Consider the following 18,752-nt stretch of genomic DNA (forward strand, 5'->3'; position numbering starts at 1 on the left):
ATCGATTACATGTGTAAACGTTGAGTCATGAGCGAGGATAAAAAACAGATCAGCGTAGCTGAAAGCAAGGTGATGGAATCGCTATGGCGGGCCCATCCCCTCACCGCGGAGGACATCGCAGGCGATGTCACCACTGAACATAACTGGAGCGTTGGCACCGTCAAAACGCTTCTCAACCGGCTGCTGTCCAAGGGCGCGATCTCGGCTGAGAAGGACGGCAGGCGATACCTCTATAGCCCGGTCCTGAGTCACGACGACTATATGACCCGAGAGGGGCAAGGCATGCTGGACCGTCTTTTTGACGGCCGAGTCTCCTCCCTTCTGACCCACTTTTCCCGGCACGAAAAACTGAGCGGCGACGATATTGCCGAGCTTAAAAAACTGATAAAGGAGCTGGACGATGACGAGTGATATTCTTTTCCTGATGGCGCAAAGCGCGCTCGGCGCATCTGCCGCCATGCTCCTTGTCATGCTGGCACGCAAGCGCGTGCTGGCAGCGTTTGGCGCCCGCACGGCCTACGCCTTGTGGCTGCTTGTGCCCATCGCAATGGTCGCGAGCCTGCTGCCCGCCGACTTTGTTGTGCGTGAACCGGTGGAACGCGACCTGAGCCGCCCTGTTACACAGCCTACTAACGACCAAATCTCAACCGAAGCGCGCGCAACCGATATGGAAACAGCGGCACCGGTCGCGCGCACGGAAACACAGTCAAGCTTCCAGCTTCCTGAAGTGCCAACGCCGCTTCTCTTTGCCCTTTGGATTGCGGGCACGGGCGTCAGCCTTGGTGCGCTTGCCATTGGTCAACGCCGTTTCATGAAGCGCCATGGCCTCAAGCCCGGCCTTGGCAAATCCCGTGTGGCGCGCCATGCCGATGTGGGGCCAGCGGTGCTTGGTTTCCTGAACCCGCGCATTGTGGTGCCGCATGACTTCCGTGACGCTTATAGCCCGCTTGAACGCAAGCTTATTCTGGCGCACGAGCAAGCCCATATTCGGGCCGGTGATATGCAAACCAACGCGCTCGCCATCGCGATCCGTAGCCTTAACTGGTTCAACCCGCTTGCCTATGTCGCTTACGGCCTGTTTCGTACTGATCAGGAGCTGGCGTGTGACGAACGGGTGATGCGCAGTCACGGCAAACACCGCCGGGCCTATGCGGAAACACTGCTGAAGTCCCAGCTTATGGGTGAACGTGCACCGCTAGGCTGCTCCTGGTTCGGTGATACCCGTCATCCGCTCAAGGACCGGGTTGCGCGCCTTGCCCGCCGGGAGCTGAGCCCCGCGCGCCGTATGGCAGGCTTTGGACTGCTGCTCGGTGCCACCAGCCTGACCGGTGTTGCCGCATGGGCGACACTGGCAACCCAAGTCGTGTATCTGGACGGCAGCAAAGCGAGCCCCGTCGCGCTCGATACCTTTGTGAGCGCAGACATGGATACAGGTGGGGATAGCGAACAAGTCGATCCGCTCAAGGAAGCGCAGGGCGCTGCCCTTGTTGATGCGATTCTGGAGCGCCGGCGCGACCACGCGGAGGCCTTCCTCAAGGCTGGCGTGGATGTGAACTATCACCGCAAGGGCGACGGCACACCACTTTCTGTGGCCGCGATGGTCGGCGACCGGGAAATGGTCGACCTTCTGATCAAGGCAGGCGCGGATATCAACAAAGTCGCCCCCGGTGACGGCACGCCGCTTCTGGTGGCTGCACGCAGTGGTGACAGGGAGATGGTCGAAGCCCTTCTCAAGGCTGGTGCCGATGTGAACGCTTATTCGCCCGGCGACGGTACTGCCCTGATTGCCGCTGCCCGCAGCCGCGACAAGGAGATGGTGGAACTGCTGCTGGAAGCTGGCGCACAAGTCAACCAGGTTGCGCCCGGTGACGGCACTGCGCTCCTTGCCGCGATTGACAGCGACAGCCCTGCCATCATGGAAGTGCTGCTCGAAGGTGGTGCTGAGCTTGATATGGTAGCACCCGGCGACGGCACCGCGATGACCGCCGCCGTACAGCGCCGCGCGACAAAGGTGGTTGACCAACTCATCAAGCTTGGTGCCAGTGTGAATAAGGCCGCACCGGGTGAGGGTACACCGCTTCTCGTGGCTGCACGCAGTGGTGACACCGTAATGGTCGACAAGCTGCTCAAAGCAGGCGCCGACGTGAACGGCTATTCCGCTGGTGACGGCACACCGCTCGTGGCTGCCGTTCAGGCCTCCGACATGGTGATGGTGGAAAAGCTCCTCAAAGCCGGGGCCGAGGTCAACAAGGCCGCACCGGGTGATGGCAATGCGCTCATCATGGCCTCCGCCATTGGCGACCTCGCCATGGTCAAACGCCTTGTGGATGCCGGCGCAGACGTGAATGCCTTCGTGCTTGGTGACGAAACACCGCTGATCGCCGCCTCCCGTGGCGGCCATATGGAGGTGGTCGAATATCTCACCGGCAAGGGCGCTGATGTGAATGCGCGTGTGCGCACCGGCGACAACTATTACAAAAGCCGGAACAAGAGCGAATACCGCACGCCACTTGGCCAAGCACTGCGCTACGAGCACGGCGATATTGCGGAATACCTGCGCAAGAAGGGCGCAAGCGAGCCGACAGAGCCTGAGGACCGGTAGGCCGGCCACCTCAAAGCCCGAACAAATAAAAAGCCCGTCCCGATATGCTCGGGGCGGGCTTTTTATCTCAGTGCTTTTAGGCTCAGGCTTAAAAGAGCGGCTTAGGCAGCCAGTTCTTTCTCAAGCTTCACCATAGCGGCTGCTTCATCGATATCCTCGACAGCAGCGAGCTCACGCGCAAGACGGCTCAGGGCCGATTCGTAGATTTGGCGTTCGCTATAGGACTGTTCCGGCTGGTCAGCACCGCGGTGAAGGTCGCGCACGACTTCCGCGATGGAAACAAGATCACCGGAGTTGATCTTTGCTTCATATTCCTGCGCGCGACGGCTCCACATCGTACGCTTGATGCGTGCCTTGCCCTTGAGCGTGGTGAACGCTTCCTTGAGCGTGGCATCGTTCGACAGACGGCGCATGCCGCTGGCTTCCGCTTTGCCGGTCGGCACCCGGAGCGTCATACGCTCTTTTTCAAAACGAATCACGTACAGTTCAAGCTTCAGACCAGCAATTTCCTGGACTTCCAGTTCCGTGATACGGCCCACGCCGTGCTTGGGGTAAACAATGTAATCACCGACTGCAAAGGGATGCTTGTTGGATTTTGCCATAGTGGTTCTATGTCCTTCTTATCTAAAACAGGCAAATCCGTGTGGGAGATTTGCCAGCCATAATCGTTCGGGTCCCCGACGGGCACGGTCCTCGCTCCGCATCTGGGGAAATTACCCGGCGCACCAAGGCTGCGGAAACCCTTGAGAAAAGCACAACACACGCTTTTCTTTTCAATCCGCGTCAAAAAAACCCTTGCACCACCCTGTGTAGGGAGGCACAGTCGGGCCTCAGATCAGCATCGTCAAATTTTGGCGGTCCAGCCACCAAGCGCAGCCCGTGATTAGACGAGAGGGGCTCGCGCAATCTCCTCTTGTAACACAATTTTCGTGAATTTTACAGTGAAATTAGCTGTATTTGGCGCTGACGCTTATGTTCGCGGCATTTCGCCGCACGAAAAAAGCCGGACAAATTGCCCGGCTTTCAATTTAAGCGTTTGATGCAGAAGCAAGAATATTACAGCAAAAGCGCCGTTTTCCGCCTTAAGAGCCCGAACCCGGGTTCGGGGAGAAGAGCTCTTTTTTGCCTTCCTTGTCTTTCCACTCGTCCGCGTCGGCGGGCTGTTCGCCCTTCACGGTGATGTTCGGCCACTCTTCGGAATATTTGGTGTTGAGCTCAAGCCATTCCTCGAGACCGTCTTCGGTATCGGGCAGGATGGCTTCGGCCGGGCACTCAGGTTCACACACGCCGCAGTCGATACATTCATTCGGGTTGATCACGAGCATGTTTTCACCCTCGTAGAAACAATCAACCGGGCAGACTTCCACACAGTCCATGTATTTGCATTTGATGCAGGCCTCAGTGACGATGTAGGTCATGAGTGTCTCCTTCGTTCCGCGACGGACAGGTCCCGAGTGGCGGATACCGTCTTTATTACGTTCTCTGGCTTTATGCCGAAAAGCGAAAACCGGCGCAACGCCTTTATCTGCAATAGATTCTTATGTGCACAGAATGTTTTACTTACGGCGCACGTGTCTCGTTACTTTAACTTAATTGTCAGGCTTGGCTAGTCACGACCGCGTAATTTGTCGGTGGCGCGGCGTTCGGCTTTGGTGGGGCGGCCTGCGCCAGTCTCGCGCACGGCGACGGCGGATTTTTTCTCTGCCAAAACAGATTCCTTCTGCTCGTCAACCGGTGAAAGGTCCTCATAGAGGCTTTGTGCTTCCGCGGCCGGGCCACGGCGCACGCCAGGCGCCAGCACTTTGACGACACGGATATAAGCGCCTTGCGGGAAGGTCAGCACCTGGCCGGGACGCACAGTGGCAGAGGCTTTTTCAGCCACCGTGCCATCAATGCGCACCTTGCGGGCCTTACAGACCGTGCTGGCAATAGAGCGGGACTTAAAAAACCGGGCATGCCAGAGCCATTTGTCCAGCCTGATTTGCCCGGTTTCAGTATTTTCAGCCATAGCGTGCGGCTATTTCTTTTTCGTGAGGCTTTCCTTGAGCCCGGCCAGCGCCGCAAAGGGCGAATCCGGGTCAGCCTCTTTCTCACGGCGGGGTGGGCGTGCAGTATGCACACGTGGGCCTTGCGGCTTGCCGTCCTTGCCGCGCGGGCCTTTGCCCTTACCGCGGGGACGATCGCCTTTTGGCCGCTCGCCGCCTGCACGTTCACCTTTCGCGAACGGCTTGCCACCTTTGCGGCCTTCGCCGCCAGCCGGGCGTGCCTTGCGCTTCGGTGCCCACGCGAAGAAGTAACGCTCAACAAGCTCTTCTTCCGCGACTTCACCCTCAGTAGTTTCCGCCGGTGCAGCTTCTTCAGTGGGCGCTTCGGCAGGTGCCGCCGCTTCCTCAGCCGGTGCTTCAGCTTGCGCTTCAGCAGCGTCATCCGCCTTGGCCTCATCGCCTTCAGACGGTTTCGCTTCTTCCTGTGCAGCTTCTTCCTTCGCGGGTGGTGCTACCTTGCGGACTTCGTTTTTGTAGCCCGCAGCTGCCATTACCTCGGCAAAGTCTTCGCCCGAAAGGCCGACAAGGCCCATGATCTCCGGCGTGACTTCGAACCAGTCACCGCCTTGACCCAAGGGGCGCACAGCGTCCGCGAGGCGCTCAAGCATGTCCATGCGCACGGCTTTTTTGCCGCAAACCTGAAAGCCAGCCATCTCATAGAATTCGCGCGGGGCAGAGTCTTTGGTCTCAACCCATACCATGCCCGGGGTGGGCAGCGGCGGCAGTGCGGAAAGCTTGCCGGCCATCGCCCACATCATCAGACGAAGCTCATTGGCGTGCGGCTTGAGGATGAGTGGGATATAGAGCGAGCTTGCACCGATGCGGATGCCAAAGCGGCGCAGGCCCTTCCTTGCATCCTGGTCAAGCTGCCGCAGGTCACCGTCCACAAGCGCGCGGGAGATAACCCCGTAGTTCTCCAGAAGGCGGTACGCCACGCCGCGGGCAAGACCCGAAAGCGGTGCCGCACCCTCAGGCGCTTCGGTGTCACCGTTCAGCTCACCCGCGAGCTTCAGGAGCGGCTCAAGCTTCTCCGCAATGCGGGTGTCGAGCCACTCTTGCGCCTTGTCGCGCACGAGGTCTGCGTTCTCGCCATGGAGGAGCGTGGACGCCACCAGTTTCACGCGCGGCGCAAACAGGGCGCCACTGTCGTGCAGGGTCGCGATCGGCGCGCCTTCCCACACGAGTTTCGGGAAAGCGAGGCCTTCCGAAAAATCGAAACTGAGCGTCTTGTAGCCCACGTTGCCAAACAGCTTCGCGCGGCGGGTCAGCTCTACCTGCAGCGCCGCTTCGGCTGCTGCCTTCAGGGTCTTCTGGTCGTCACGGGCAGCACCCGGTTCAACGCGGAAGGAAAATCCATTCAGTTCACCGATCTCGTGTCCTTCGACCGAAACCTGGTTTGTCTCTTCATCAATGCTCACGCTAAGTTCGCCCCTATGCCTGAGCGAGCGCATGAGAACAGCCGTACGCCTGTCCACAAAACGCTGGGTTAATTTTTCATGCAGCGCGTCGGACAATTTGTCTTCCACGCTGCGCGTTACATGGGCCCAGTGGGCCGCATCTTTCAGCCAGTCTTTCCGGTGCGAGACGTACGTCCATATCCGGATACTGGCAATTCGACCGGCCAAGGTATCTATATCGCCGCTTGTATTGTCAAGGCGCTTCACCTGCCGGGCGACCCAATCGTGCGGGATTGTGCCATTTGGGCCCATCAAGTCGACAAAAATGCGGCGCAGGAGAGAGATATGATCATCGTGTGACAATTTTCTGAAATCAGGAATTTGGCAAACATTCCAAAGCCTTTCGACCGCCTCCGGATGCGCGGCAAGGCCTGATATCTCATCATCCGCCGCAAGCCGCTTGAGTGCCATAAGGTCAATCGCGTCCCGCGTGCGGTGCAAGCCGTCGGTGCGTGTGGGCTCCTCAAGCGAGCGAATGAGGCGCGGAACGGTGGTAAATTCAAGCCGGTGATTCCGCCAGAAAAGCCGCCTCACGGGCTCAAACTGATGTTCCTCGATCTGCGCGATCATGAGGGGGTCCATCGGCTCGCCACCCTGAAGCGTGGAGAAGCTGCCGTCTTTTTTATAGCGCCCGGCGCGGCCCGCGATCTGCGCAGCCTCGGCGGCTGTTAGCTCCCGGTAGGTCCGGCCATCGAACTTCGATAGCCCCGCGAAGGATACATGACCGATATCGAGGTTGAGCCCCATGCCGATGGCGTCGGTCGCCACAAGATGGTCCACCTCGCCTGATGCGTACATCTCCACCTGTGCATTCCGTGTGCGGGGACTGAGCGCGCCCATCACAATCGCCGCGCCACCTTTTTGGCGGCGGATCAGCTCGGCCATGCCGTACACGTCGGCGGATGAGAACCCCACAACGGCAGAGCGGCGCGGCAGGCGCGACAGCTTGTTCGCGCGCACAGCCTTAAGCTCGGAGAAACGCGGGCGGGAGATGATCTCCGCCTCCGGGATCAGGCGGCGGATAATGTCGCGCATGGTATCCGCACCCAAGAGCAGCGTTTCGTGTGTGCCACGGCTATGCAAAAGATGCTCAGTGAAAATATGGCCGCGCTGCGGGTCCGCCGCCATCTGGATTTCATCAAGCGCGATAAAGTCCGCCACCGCATGGCGCGGCATGGCTTCGGCGGTACAGAGGAAATAGCGCGCGCCCTGGGGCACAATGCGTTCCTCGCCGGTCACCAGCGCCACCTGGTTTTTGCCCTTCACTGCGACCACGCGGTCATAAACCTCCCGCGCGAGAAGCCGGAGCGGAAAACCCATGATACCGGAGGCATAGCCCATCATACGCTCCACCGCATAATGGGTTTTACCCGTATTGGTGGGGCCAAGAACCGCCTTGATGATGCCAGCCATAAAAACGCCTAACAGTGACTTAATAGTAAAGTTTTAGATAACGGTTCCCTGCCAGAAAGTGAAACCCTATAATCACAATTAAACGGGAGCGTGTATGTCGGGAACAAGACTGGATAGGCGGCAAATCCTTAAAGGTGCTGGCATATTAGGTGGAATTGCGGCCGCGCGCGCGGCCTATGCCTACGTGCCCGAAAGCCCAAACCCACCGGTAAAGACCCCGGCAGACCTTGCCATCGCCGAACGTATTGCGGGCGTGCATTACACGCCTGACGAACGTGCGATGATCCTTGACGAGCTTGAGGACATGCTGGACCGCCTCAGGCGGCGGCGCGCAGGGGTCAAACTCAAAAACTCGGACGCGCCTGCCATGGCATTCGACCCGCGCCTGCCCGGCAAAGCCTATGATGTGCAGTCCGGCGGGGTGCGCCTCGCGCGTGAAAACCCGAGCCCGCTTCCGGGTGACGAGGGTATCGCCTTCGCGCCCGTGAGCGCGCAGGCCTACTGGATCAAAAACGGCCTGCTGACCTCAAGCCGCCTGACAGACATCTATATCACCCGCATCAAGAAGTATGACAGCAAGCTCAATAGCTTCATCACGGTGACGGAGAAGGTCGCGCGCGAACAGGCTTATGAAGCGGATGTTGAAATCCGCTCCGGCCGCTACCGCGGGCCGCTGCATGGCATTCCCTATGGCCTCAAGGACATCATTGATACCAAGGGCATCAAAACCACCTGGGGCGCCACACCCTATAAGGACCGCGTGGCGGAGGAGGACGCGGCGGTGACCAAACTGCTGCGCGACGCGGGTGCCGTGCTCCTTGGCAAAGTCTCGCTCGGCGCGCTGGCATACGGCGACCTGTGGTTTGGCGGCGTGGTCCGCAACCCGTGGAATCTGGATGAGGGCGCCTCTGGCTCCAGCGCCGGCTCTGCGGCGGCGACTGTTTCCGCGCTTTGCAGCTTCGCCATCGGGACCGAGACCATGGGCTCGATCATCTCGCCGTCCACGCGCTGCGGCGCCACCGGCCTCAGGCCCACCTTTGGCCGCGTGCCGCGCACGGGCGCCATGGCACTTTGTTGGTCGCTCGACAAAATCGGGCCGATCTGCCGCACGGTCGAGGATACGGCGCTGGTACTTGAAGCCATCAACGGCCATGACGCCGGTGACCCCGGCTCCCTTGACTGGGGCTTTGCCTATGACGGCACATCAGCCGCCGCCGCAGACCTCAAAATCGGTTATGACCCCACATGGTTCACCGGCAAGGACGCCACAGACCTTGACCGTCAGGTGCTCGACCAGCTCAAGGACATGGGCTTCACCCTCACGGAGATTTCCCTGCCCAAACTGCCCTATTCCACGCTGCTTTCCACCGTGGAAGTGGAAGCCGCCGCCGCGTTCGAGGAACTCACGCTTTCAGACCAGGACGACACGCTCGTCTGGCAGGGCGACAAGGCGTGGCCCAATACTTTGCGCGCCGCACGCTTCCATAGCGCTATTGAATATGTGCAGCTGGACCGGTTCCGCCGTCAGGTCATGGAAATGATGGACGGCATCTATGAGCAGGTCGACCTCATCGCCTGCCCCAATTTCGCGGGCGATATGCTGGTGATCACCAATTATACCGGGCATCCCAGTCTTTCGCTGCCGCTTGGGCTGATCAAGCGCCAGACCTTCCCGCTCACGGGCGAAGATGACAAGAAACTGGGGTTCGAACGCCGCGTGCCATACGGCTTCACGCTGTGGGGCAACCTGTTCCGCGAAGACCAGTTGATTGGCGTTGGCCGCCTGCTTGAACGTGCCGCCAATTTCGACGCCAACCGCACCACGCTTCTCGAGAGCCTGAACCGGGACGTGTGAAAAGGCGCAAAGCCGCACAAATGCTGCCTTTAGAGAGTCAAAACGCTTGACCGGGGCAGGCGAATCGTCTACCTACCGCGCCAGCTATTGCCCAATGACGGTCTTTAGCGAACATGGATCATAAAGATTCCCGGGGGGAAACCCTCGAGCAGAAAAACAAGGATAACGAACATGTCGCGCGTATGTGAACTGACTGGCAAAGGCGTAATGACTGGTAACAATGTGTCTCACGCACATAACAAAACCCGTCGTCGCTTCCTGCCGAACCTGACCAAAGCAACTCTGATTTCTGACACGCTGGGCCGCTCTGTAAGCCTGCGTATCTCGACCCACGCACTGCGCTCTGTTGAGCACAATGACGGTCTTGATAACTTCCTCCTCAAAGCTCGTGATGCAGACCTTTCGGCTGCTGCACTGAAGCTGAAGCGGGAAATCAAGAAGAAACAGGCTGCTAACGCCTAAGGGCAAAACTTCCTCGGAAGTTTAAGCGCAAGTTTCAGAAACGCCGTGGCAGAGATGCCGCGGCGTTTTGCTTTTGTATGCGTAAAATGGAAAGCGCCCGGTGCAGCGCCTAGAAATAGCGGCCGTAGACTTCATAGTCCCGCGCATAATTGGCGCGCAATTTGTCTTCAAGGTCTTCCGCTGGTTCAAACGCCACAAGGTCCTTGGAGCGGAAATTGTGAATGGACGGGATCGAAGTGCCTGTCAGTTCACAGAGCCGTTCACGCAGCACGCCCATATCCTTCACCGGGCCAACCCAGTCAAAGACGGTAGGATCGTCGCCCGCGATGTCGGCAACACCATTGGTGTGCGCGCGCAGGGTGCGGAATACCCGGCGGTACTCCGGTAACTTTTCGAGAAATTCGTGGTAGCTTGGCTGCAGCTTGAGGCCCAGATAGCTTTCGCGCTTGCCTACTTCCTGCGCGAGATCATTCGCAAATACCAGATTGAAGCGGTAGTAGGACCTGAGGCGCGAGATCGGGTCCCGCACCACAAGGAATTTGAACCAGTCGCTAAAGTCGCGCTGCAGGCGGCCCCGATCGATGATGCGATAGGGCGCTTCCTCAAGCATTTTGGTGTGCGAATGCCCTTCCACCGTTCGGCCCTTGAGGATGTGGTAAAGCATATCCTTCACGGTGGTGGAGCCGCATTTCGGCACATGCAGGTAAAAAAACTTCCGGTCCTTGAGAAGCGTGAAAGACGACTTGGGCGAACCTACGAGCGACAGCTCAGACGGCGTTGGCCGGTGCACCACATCAATGATGCGCGTCATCAGCTCGCGCGCTGCCTCTTCCTCACCCATCATCAGAAGCACACGCTTCTTGAACCGCCACAGGCGCACATGGTCATGCTCGTCCGCCGCCGCATTCACGAGGGCAAAGGCCTCCTGCAGCTTTTCATTGAGCAGCAGTTCCTCCGCGCGGGCAATGCACGCCGTTACCTGATCGTTGCGTTTCTGGTCCATGACCGTTGATTAGGCTGTTTCAAGGCTGAAAACAAGGAGGAGAGTGCGCTGGCTGGAACGGAAATTATCGTCTGATATAAGCACGATGAGCGGTGCTTCACCGTCGCGCTCAATCACATCCAGCCCTTCCATATTATCGACCGTATAGGGTGGGTCGAGATGCAGGAGCTCCTCACCCGTCACAGAGGCCCCCGGTTTGATCGCACCGGCCGGGATGCGCACCAGCTTGGCCGCCACGCCGTTCAGGAGCGAATAGCTGCGCAGCAGCACCAGTATATCGCCATTCTGCATGGTGGCGGCATCGGTGGGGGCAAAATTGGTTGGTGGCCGGAAATAGAAACTATCGCTGCCACTTGGCGTCACCAAGCGCCCTAGCATGTTACCGTGGTAGTCGACCCCTCGCTCAGGCAGTGCAACGAGCGTATCGCCAAGCAGTGTGATGGCCTCAAAGCCACTGTTGTGGTTCACACCACTGACATCGAGGTGCGCGGAATAGCCTGACAGCCTCACCGTGCGGTCAGCTGCCACTTCAAGCAGGCGATGGTCTCCTTCGAATGACACAAGATAGCCGCCCCCATAGGCAACCACACTTTCGGAATCGAGTGCATGTTTGCTCATGCCCTGCGCTTCTGCGGAAAATGGCCGCATGTGCGCCGCGGTCAGCGGCGCGTCACTGTTTGGGTCGAACTCCGCCTCAAGCCAGTCGCCGCGATCGCTGATGGCGACGAGTTTGCCGTCAGCCGTCACAACAAGGCCGGAGAAGCCGCCAAAATTTTCGTTGTCAGCGGTCAGCGCCCAACCTGCCCGGTAGCGCAGTTTTCCTGCGATGAAAACAGACCGGTCCGTCTCAAGAAGCGGCAGCGGCCGCGCCGTTATTTTGACCGGCACATCGGCAACCAACACCTCTTCGGGCTTGTTGCCAATAAGGTCGCGATACACGGTGAAAGCCGTCACCATGAGAGCCGCAGTCACCAGCATCACAAGTTTTGGAAAGTGCCGCGACATGACGCTTTACCGGAGGCGCCGGGGGCTGGGTATCGTCTCGGCAAACAGGGAGGCAAGCTGCTCGGTCATGGCGCCGCCCAGTTGCTCCGCATCCAGGATTGTCACTGCGCGCTTGTAGTAGCGCGTAACATCGTGGCCGATACCAATGGCGATCAGTTCCACCGGTGAACGGTCCTCGATCCAGCCAATGACCTGACGCAGGTGGTTCTCAAGATAAACACCCGAATTGACGCTGAGCGTGCTGTCATCAACCGGTGCTCCGTCCGAGATCACCATAAGGATGCGGCGCTCTTCCGCGCGGCCCATAAGCCGGTTGTGCGCCCACATCAGCGCCTCGCCGTCGATGTTTTCCTTGAGGAGACCTTCGCGCATCATCAGGCCGAGGTTGCGTCGCGACCGGCGCCACGGCGCGTCTGCTGTTTTATAGATGATGTGCCGCAGATCGTTGAGCCTGCCCGGCGCCTTGGGCCGTCCTGCTTGCAGCCATTTCTCCCGACTTTGGCCGCCTTTCCAAGCCTTGGTGGTGAAGCCGAGGATTTCCACTTTCACGCCGCAACGTTCCAGCGTGCGCGCGAGAATGTCTGCCGAAATGGCAGCAATGGAAATCGGCCTGCCACGCATGGAGCCGGAGTTATCAAGAAGGAGCGTCACTACCGTATCCTTGAACTCGGTCTCGCTCTCAAGCTTGTAGGAGAGCGGCTTCATCGGGCTGGACACGACACGCGCGAGGCGCCCGGCATCAAGAATGCCTTCCTCAAGGTCGAACTGCCAGTGTCGGCGCTGCTGCGCAAGCAAACGGCGCTGCAAGCGGTTCGCGAGTTTCGACACGGCGCCCGAAAGGTGTGCCATCTGCTGGTCGAGATATTTGCGCAGGCGCTCAAGCTCTTCGGTGTCGCAAAGCTCCTCAGCGCGCAGCACTTCGTCAAACTCTTCGGTGAACACCTTGTAGAAAGGCGTATCAGGCAACTGGTCTAGCGGGCGGTTGGGGCGCCACGGAATGGTGCCCTCATGTTTACCTTCGCCTGCTTCGGCTTCGGTGTCGTCCACCTCTTCCATTGCAGCGTCAGATGAAGCATCGTCTTCGGTGGTTTCGCCGTCCTGATCGTCCGACGCCTCTGCACCATCGGATTCGCCGTCCTCATCCTCTCCCGCTTCACCTTCAGGGCTATCGGGCAAGCCACCGTCACTGTCGTCCGAGGCGTCTTCCTCGTCCTCCCGGTCGCGCTTGTCGCCTTCGCCGTCGCCAATCAGCTCAGAGATGATGGTGCGGCTGATCACCGCGAGGCCGCGCTGGTCTTCCACCTTCGCTTCAAGCGTATCAAGGAGGTGACCGACACTTTCTTCAAGCCATTTGCGCTGGCTTTCGACCGCCACCACCGCGCTTTCAGGCGGCGGCGCGCCGGTCAGGCGTTCGCGCACCAAGAGGCCAAGCACGTGGGACAGGCGACCTTCGTCGTCCGTGGACGGGCGAGCGAGGCCTGCCTCAAGCGCGCGGCGTTCGGTCACGGCAGCGAGGTTGCCTTTGACACCCGCCATGGCGCGGGCGCCGATGGCCTCGTAGCGCGCTTGCTCAACCGCATCAAAAATGGCGCGGCCAATGGCACCGCCGGGCGCGAGCTTGGCGTGCAGTTTGGCGTCATGGTGCCGGTGCTTGAGCGCATAGCTGTCTGCCTGCCCGCGCACTTCGGCCACATCGCTCATGCGCACTTTGTGCGGCAGGTGCGAGATGCGCATTTCACCCTGTACGTAGCCTGGCACGTCAGCGGTGAACTTGACCTCAAGTGCCTTGTCTTCCGCCACCGCCCGCGCCGTGGCGGCGAGGGCGTGCTCAAAAGCTTCTTTGGGGTTTTGGCTGCCGTCGGCCATTCAGACTACCTTATATACTCAGGGATATGATGCTTCAGGCATTCACAACGAGGTTGCTGGCGCTTTCCTTCAGTTCTTCACCAAAGGCGCGCTGGTAATATTCCGCCACAATCGGCCGTTCAGCCTCGTCACATTTGTTGAGGAAGCTGACGCGGAACGCAAAGCCAATGTCACCAAAGATGCGTGCGTTTTGCGCCCATGTGAGCACCGTACGCGGGCTCATCACTGTGGAGATATCACCCGCCATGAAGCCTGTGCGGCTGAGGTCCGCCACGCTGACCATATTGGCGATAGCCTTGCGGCCTTCGTCCGTGTCATAGCCCGGTTCCTTGGCGATGATGATGTCGGTTTCAGTGTCATGCGGCAGGTAATTGAGGGTCGCCACAATGTTCCAGCGGTCCATCTGGCCCTGGTTGATCTGCTGCGTGCCGTGGTAAAGCCCCGTGGTATCACCAAGGCCCACGGTGTTGGCGGTCGCAAAAATACGGAAGGCCGGGTGCGGGCGGATCACGCGGTTCTGGTCAAGAAGCGTGAGCTTGCCTTCAACTTCGAGCACACGCTGGATCACGAACATCACATCCGGGCGGCCGGCGTCATACTCGTCAAACACAATTGCAGTCGGGCTCTGCAGGGCCCACGGCAGGATGCCTTCCTGAAACTCGGTAATCTGCTTACCGTCACGGAGCACGATGGCGTCCTTGCCGACAAGGTCGATCCGGCTGATGTGGCTATCAAGGTTCACACGGATGGTCGGCCAATTGAGGCGCGCGGCCACCTGTTCAATGTGCGTGGATTTACCCGTGCCGTGATAACCCTGGATCATCACGCGGCGATTGTGGGCAAAACCTGCAAGGATAGCGAGCGTGGTGTCGGGATCGAACACATAGGTGGAATCAACGTCCGGCACATGTTCCGTGCGCTCCCCGAAAGCGGGAACTTCCATATCGAGATCAAGGCCAAAGACCTCCCGTACGGAAACTTTCTTCTCTGGCAGGGTCAGGCTTGGAAGCTTTTCGGCCGCAGCAGCGCTCATCAACTCTATCCTCTTGTTAAAATACTTTTGATAACCATTCTAAGGAATGCATCTTGGGTTTACCAGTGACTGGGTCAATATGAAACAGCGCATTTAATGTTGTGGCCATAGGCCGCACAAGCGTATTCATGCCAGTCGCACACCAGAGGAAAGTATGTCGAATATGGGTGAAGTCACCAATACCATCGAAAAAAAGCTGCGCGATGCGCTTGCTCCCACTCACCTTGAAGTGATTGACGAATCCGAGGGCCACCGCGGCCATGCGGGCTTCAGAGAGGGCGGCGAGAGCCATTTTCGTGTGGTGATTCGCTCAAGCGCTTTTGAAGGCCAGAGCCGGGTTGCGCGCCAACGCCTCGTGATGGATGCCCTCAGGGAAGAGCTCAAAGGCCCCATTCATGCACTCTCGATCAAGGCCGATACGCCTTAGTGCACGCTTTCTGACGGCGGCAGCATTGAGATAATGGCCTGATGCGCTTCCTTCAAATTGAAGGGCTTGGTGATAAAGCGGCGGAAGCCTGAGTTCATCGCGCGCTGGATGGTTCTTGAGTTTACATCCGCACTGACAGCAATGACCGGAATTTCACGCGTTCTGCCATCTGATGCGAGCGCGACCTGTGCCTCAAATCCGTCCATGCCCGGCAAGTTCAGGTCCATGAGGATGAGGTCAACCTTGCGTTCACGCGCGACCGCAATGCCGTCCTCCGCCGTCTGAACCGTAATCAGGTTCAGGCCCGAGATGTCACCAAGGAACTGCTGCATCAGGTCCGAGTTTGCCGGATTATCTTCAATATAAAGGATGGTGGAAACACCCTGCCGTGACTGGGCCATGCTGCGCCGTGCACGGCGCTCAAACACCAGATCTTCGGGCTTGTCGCGCCGGGTCCTGGATTTCACCACCGGCAGGTCGATCCAGAAGCGTGTGCCAACGCCAAGTTCGCTCGAAAGCCCGATCTTACCGCCCATGGCCTCAATCACTGTTTTGGAAACCGTGAGGCCAATGCCCGAGCCTTCGATGATCGAGGCCTCGCGACCCAACCGGTTGAAGGGCTCAAATAATTGCTCCCACTGGTCATCGGGGATGCCGCTGCCAGTGTCGATGACAGTGGTACGCATGATGCCGGGCACCGGCTCGCTCACCTCGAAGCCAACGCTGCCGCCGTCACGGTTATATTTAATGGCGTTGGAAATCAGGTTCCGAAGCGCTTGCTGGAAACGCACGCGGTCCGCGCGCACAGCGACGTCCTCGCCCATACTGCGCAGGGGTTCCAAGGTAACGTGATACTGCTCCGCCATAGGGGCGAGCATTTCAATGGTTTCCTCGAGAATGCCCTGCACTGAGATACCTTCGATGCTGAGGTGCACTTCGCCCACCTCAAGCTGTGCGAGATCAAGCACCTGATTGATCAGCGACAGCAGGTTTTCACCGCTTCTGCGAATATGGCCCAGATAGTCGCGCTGTTTGTCTGTCAGCTCTTCCTTGCTGCCCAGTTCAAAAAGCTGTGCAAAGCCGAGAATGGCATTGAGCGGCGTGCGCACTTCATGGCTGATGGAACTGAGGAACACGGTTTTGGCGCGGTTTGCGTTCTCCGCCGCTTCCTTGGCGTTCACCAATTCACGTTTCACTGCAGCTTCCGCGGTCATGTCACGCAGGATACCGCCAAAAAACTTCTCTCCCTGAACGTCGAACTCGCTGATGGCGAGATAGAGCGGGAATTCACTGCCGTCCTTGCGGCGCCCTTCCACCTCACGGCCAATACCGATGATTTTCGCCTGGCCGCCCTGCACGTAACTTTTGAGATAGCCATCATGATTGAGGGCATACCGTTCCGGCATCAAGACCTTCACGTTGCGGTCAACCAGTTCATATTCCGTGTAACCGAAGATATGTTCTGCCGCCGGGTTCACAGCAACGATCCGGCCACGTTTATCAATCACCACAAGGCCTTCAACGATGGTGGACCAAAGCGCATCGAGTTGCGCTTTGCTACGTTCAAGCTGGTTTGAATGGGTGCGCCCCAGTTGCCGGTGCAAGAATATGAGTGTGGCGAACAGGAAAACATTGAGGACCGCGAAATACTTTTGAAGATCGTCAGCCGACATCACACTGCGGAACATGAGAAGGGCCACAATCGTTGCAAATACTGGCAACCGTATCCGGTGCGCAAAGGGGAGAAAGGCAAATCCGATGAGGCTATAGCCGATAGCTGTGACCAAGCCGTCACCAAGGAGCACCTCCCCGGTCATGAGAGCCAAGGCCAAGACAATAAGGACTATGGCCCAGTTTCGTGCCATCTGTCTTCCCCCATCCCAATCGGCATGACGACGCCTGTTTATCATTCGTGAAAACAGGCCGTGTCATATTTATATGTCTACTTTTACAACAATAAGTTAAAAAACAAAAGTGTCTGGCGGACGAAATACAATCCAACAGCGTAAATATCCCAATAATATTTCCAGTAAAGCACTGTGCGAATACTGAAGATTTGGCGCAGGCGTCAGCCAGTTTTCCACATTGAAAACAGCAGTTTCTTTAGCGCGTCCAGGTGGTTTTCTGCTTTGAACCGTTTTGCTTTGGCAAGACGTGTAGCGCGGCTGGTAATTGCAGGGGCGAGCGCGCGACTCACCGCTTCAGCGATGGATGCCGGGGTAAAACTCTCGAATGTTTCAAAACCGGCGTTCTGGCTTTTTGCTTCCCATTCAAGGCAGCAGTTTTCCGGCACCACCAGCATGTTCGCCGTGGCAATGGCTTCCCACACAAGGCCTGACGACTGATTGTAATAATAGTCGGGGTCATAAGGCACCAGCACAAGGTCGCTGTCGTTGAACAGTTGGCAATAGGCCGTGTCGTCCAGGCGGTGGTCGATATAGTTGAAGTTGCTATACTTCCGGTCCGCCACCTGCAGGCGTTCATCCAGCGCGACGCTGTCTTTGGTGGCAACCCCGTTGCCGGTTTGCACCGTGAACTGCCAGTCACTGTGGCGTGGGCACAGGATATCGAGAATATCTGGCAGGTGATGTGCGCCTTTGGTCGGCGTAGCTGCCCCCGCGTAAAGCAGCACATTTTTGCCCGGGGTGTCCCTGAGCGGCCCGTCCGGTTGGATGGCGGTGTTGAGCGCGGGGTACGGCGGCACCGGTTTGCCTGCGAGATAGCTGTACTGAGCGGCATGGGCGCGACCAAGCGCGATGAAATGTACCTTGTCACCGTCCGGTTCAACGTTGCGGAAGGCAAGCTTGTAAAAGCGTGCAGTATCCCAGGCGTAAATTCGCCCCTCGCCGCTATCCCCCTCGAGCACATAACCGCTTGGGGCCATCAGTGAACAGATAAGGGTCGGGCGCCGGTCTTTCTCAAGGCCGCGATACCATGTGGTAAGGCCCGCCATCTGATATTCGGTGATGGTGGTGAAGATGAGCAGGTCTTCCGGCTCCAGCGGCACATGTGGGTCTGCAAAACGGTTATCGGGCGTGAGGTGAATGCCTTTTTGCAGGCGTTCCATGTCCTCAACCATGCGGCCGTTATTCTTGAAATATTTATCCCAGTTGACGAGCGGATCGGTCCGGTCGTCGCTGTGCCATGCCGTGCGGGTGAAGTGTTTGATGACAGGGATACCGTCAATCTGGCTTTCAGGGAAATTGCCGTGGGAGAGAATGGCAACCCTGTGCCCGGTGCCGAGGAAAAGCGACGCAAAACGCGAGGTCCACACCGCTGGATGCCCGCCCATGTGCGCGAGGCACGGATCACAGATATATACTTTTGCCACAAGAACCCCCACCAGTCATCGCGCCGAAAATGGGGCAGTGGCGGGGCCTTGTCAATATGGCGGGCAGTGACAGTTTGGTGGCGTTATGCCTTGCCGCGCACCAACTGCAGGCGCGTAAGCGCAAAACCCGCGAAGGAAATACCCAGAAGGGCGATGGAGAGGAGATATTCTGCGGTCGTGAATTCGGTCATTTCTTGATCCCGTCATTGCTTTTATTGGTTTTGATGAAGCCAATGTGGGCGGCCAATAAGGC

General features: G+C 58.4%; 15 protein-coding genes. 5 read left to right on the forward strand and 10 right to left on the reverse strand.

Annotated elements, in window-relative coordinates:
- Positions 1 to 27: 27 nt before the first annotated feature.
- Together B150_RS0103270 and B150_RS0103275 are read left to right on the forward strand one after the other, a co-directional pair.
- A complete protein-coding gene (locus tag B150_RS0103270) occupies positions 28 to 411 on the forward strand; it encodes a BlaI/MecI/CopY family transcriptional regulator (RefSeq protein WP_020398454.1) in 384 nt (127 codons plus the stop codon).
- A complete protein-coding gene (locus tag B150_RS0103275; protein WP_020398455.1) occupies positions 401 to 2,602 on the forward strand; it encodes an ankyrin repeat domain-containing protein in 2,202 nt (733 codons plus the stop codon). Before B150_RS0103270 ends, B150_RS0103275 begins: the two co-directional genes overlap by 11 nt.
- 101 nt (positions 2,603 to 2,703) lie before the next feature.
- On the opposite strand, the gene B150_RS0103280 is transcribed toward B150_RS0103275, so the two are convergent.
- The 4 genes from B150_RS0103280 to B150_RS0103295 form a co-directional block, all read right to left on the reverse strand.
- A complete protein-coding gene (locus tag B150_RS0103280; RefSeq protein WP_020398456.1) occupies positions 2,704 to 3,204 on the reverse strand; it encodes a CarD family transcriptional regulator in 501 nt (166 codons plus the stop codon).
- A 480-nt stretch (positions 3,205 to 3,684) separates the two neighbouring features.
- On the reverse strand, positions 3,685 to 4,020 hold the full coding sequence (gene fdxA, locus B150_RS0103285) for a ferredoxin FdxA (RefSeq protein WP_020398457.1): 336 nt from the start codon (positions 4,018 to 4,020) through the stop codon (positions 3,685 to 3,687).
- Positions 4,021 to 4,208: 188 nt separating this feature from the next.
- Positions 4,209 to 4,610, reverse strand: coding sequence for an RNA-binding S4 domain-containing protein (locus tag B150_RS0103290; protein ID WP_020398458.1), 402 nt, complete (start codon positions 4,608 to 4,610; stop codon positions 4,209 to 4,211).
- 9 nt (positions 4,611 to 4,619) lie between these two features.
- Positions 4,620 to 7,517 (reverse strand): helicase-related protein, encoded by a 2,898-nt coding sequence (locus B150_RS0103295; protein WP_020398459.1) that lies wholly within the window; start codon positions 7,515 to 7,517, stop codon positions 4,620 to 4,622.
- A 94-nt stretch (positions 7,518 to 7,611) separates the two neighbouring features.
- Here B150_RS0103295 and B150_RS0103300 point away from each other — a divergent pair, with 94 nt between their 5' ends.
- Together B150_RS0103300 and rpmB are read left to right on the forward strand one after the other, a co-directional pair.
- Positions 7,612 to 9,372 (forward strand): amidase, encoded by a 1,761-nt coding sequence (locus B150_RS0103300; RefSeq protein WP_020398460.1) that lies wholly within the window; start codon positions 7,612 to 7,614, stop codon positions 9,370 to 9,372.
- Positions 9,373 to 9,543: 171 nt separating this feature from the next.
- The gene (rpmB, locus tag B150_RS0103305) at positions 9,544 to 9,834 is read left to right on the forward strand and encodes a 50S ribosomal protein L28 (protein WP_020398461.1); all 291 of its coding nucleotides are present in this window, start codon (positions 9,544 to 9,546) and stop codon (positions 9,832 to 9,834) included.
- Between the two features lie 109 nt (positions 9,835 to 9,943).
- Here rpmB and B150_RS0103310 read toward each other — a convergent pair whose 3' ends face one another.
- From B150_RS0103310 to cobS, 4 genes are read right to left on the reverse strand one after another with little or no spacing between them, the layout of a single operon-like run.
- Positions 9,944 to 10,837: a sulfotransferase family 2 domain-containing protein gene (locus B150_RS0103310; RefSeq protein WP_020398462.1), complete on the reverse strand. Its 894-nt coding sequence runs from the start codon at positions 10,835 to 10,837 to the stop codon at positions 9,944 to 9,946.
- 9 nt (positions 10,838 to 10,846) lie between these two features.
- Positions 10,847 to 11,842: an esterase-like activity of phytase family protein gene (locus B150_RS0103315; RefSeq protein ID WP_020398463.1), complete on the reverse strand. Its 996-nt coding sequence runs from the start codon at positions 11,840 to 11,842 to the stop codon at positions 10,847 to 10,849.
- 6 nt (positions 11,843 to 11,848) lie between these two features.
- Entirely contained in the window at positions 11,849 to 13,708 is a 1,860-nt protein-coding gene (gene cobT / locus B150_RS0103320) for a cobaltochelatase subunit CobT (RefSeq protein WP_020398464.1), read from the reverse strand.
- Between the two features lie 34 nt (positions 13,709 to 13,742).
- Positions 13,743 to 14,741, reverse strand: a complete 999-nt coding sequence (gene cobS / locus B150_RS0103325; protein ID WP_020398465.1) for a cobaltochelatase subunit CobS — start codon at positions 14,739 to 14,741, stop codon at positions 13,743 to 13,745.
- A 154-nt stretch (positions 14,742 to 14,895) separates the two neighbouring features.
- Here cobS and B150_RS0103330 point away from each other — a divergent pair, with 154 nt between their 5' ends.
- Positions 14,896 to 15,168 carry a BolA family protein gene (locus tag B150_RS0103330; RefSeq protein ID WP_020398466.1) on the forward strand — a complete coding sequence of 91 codons (273 nt, stop codon included), beginning with the start codon at positions 14,896 to 14,898 and terminating at the stop codon, positions 15,166 to 15,168.
- On the opposite strand, the gene B150_RS19560 is transcribed toward B150_RS0103330, so the two are convergent.
- Complete coding sequence (locus B150_RS19560) at positions 15,165 to 17,033, reverse strand: hybrid sensor histidine kinase/response regulator (RefSeq protein WP_162139644.1); 1,869 nt, start codon at positions 17,031 to 17,033, stop codon at positions 15,165 to 15,167. The genes B150_RS0103330 and B150_RS19560 overlap by 4 nt on opposite strands.
- Positions 17,034 to 17,236: 203 nt before the next feature.
- On the reverse strand, positions 17,237 to 18,499 hold the full coding sequence (locus B150_RS0103340; protein WP_020398468.1) for a glycosyltransferase family protein: 1,263 nt from the start codon (positions 18,497 to 18,499) through the stop codon (positions 17,237 to 17,239).
- Positions 18,500 to 18,752 lie beyond the last annotated feature (253 nt).

The organism is Kordiimonas gwangyangensis DSM 19435 = JCM 12864, from assembly GCF_000375545.1.
Classification (GTDB): domain Bacteria; phylum Pseudomonadota; class Alphaproteobacteria; order Sphingomonadales; family Kordiimonadaceae; genus Kordiimonas; species Kordiimonas gwangyangensis.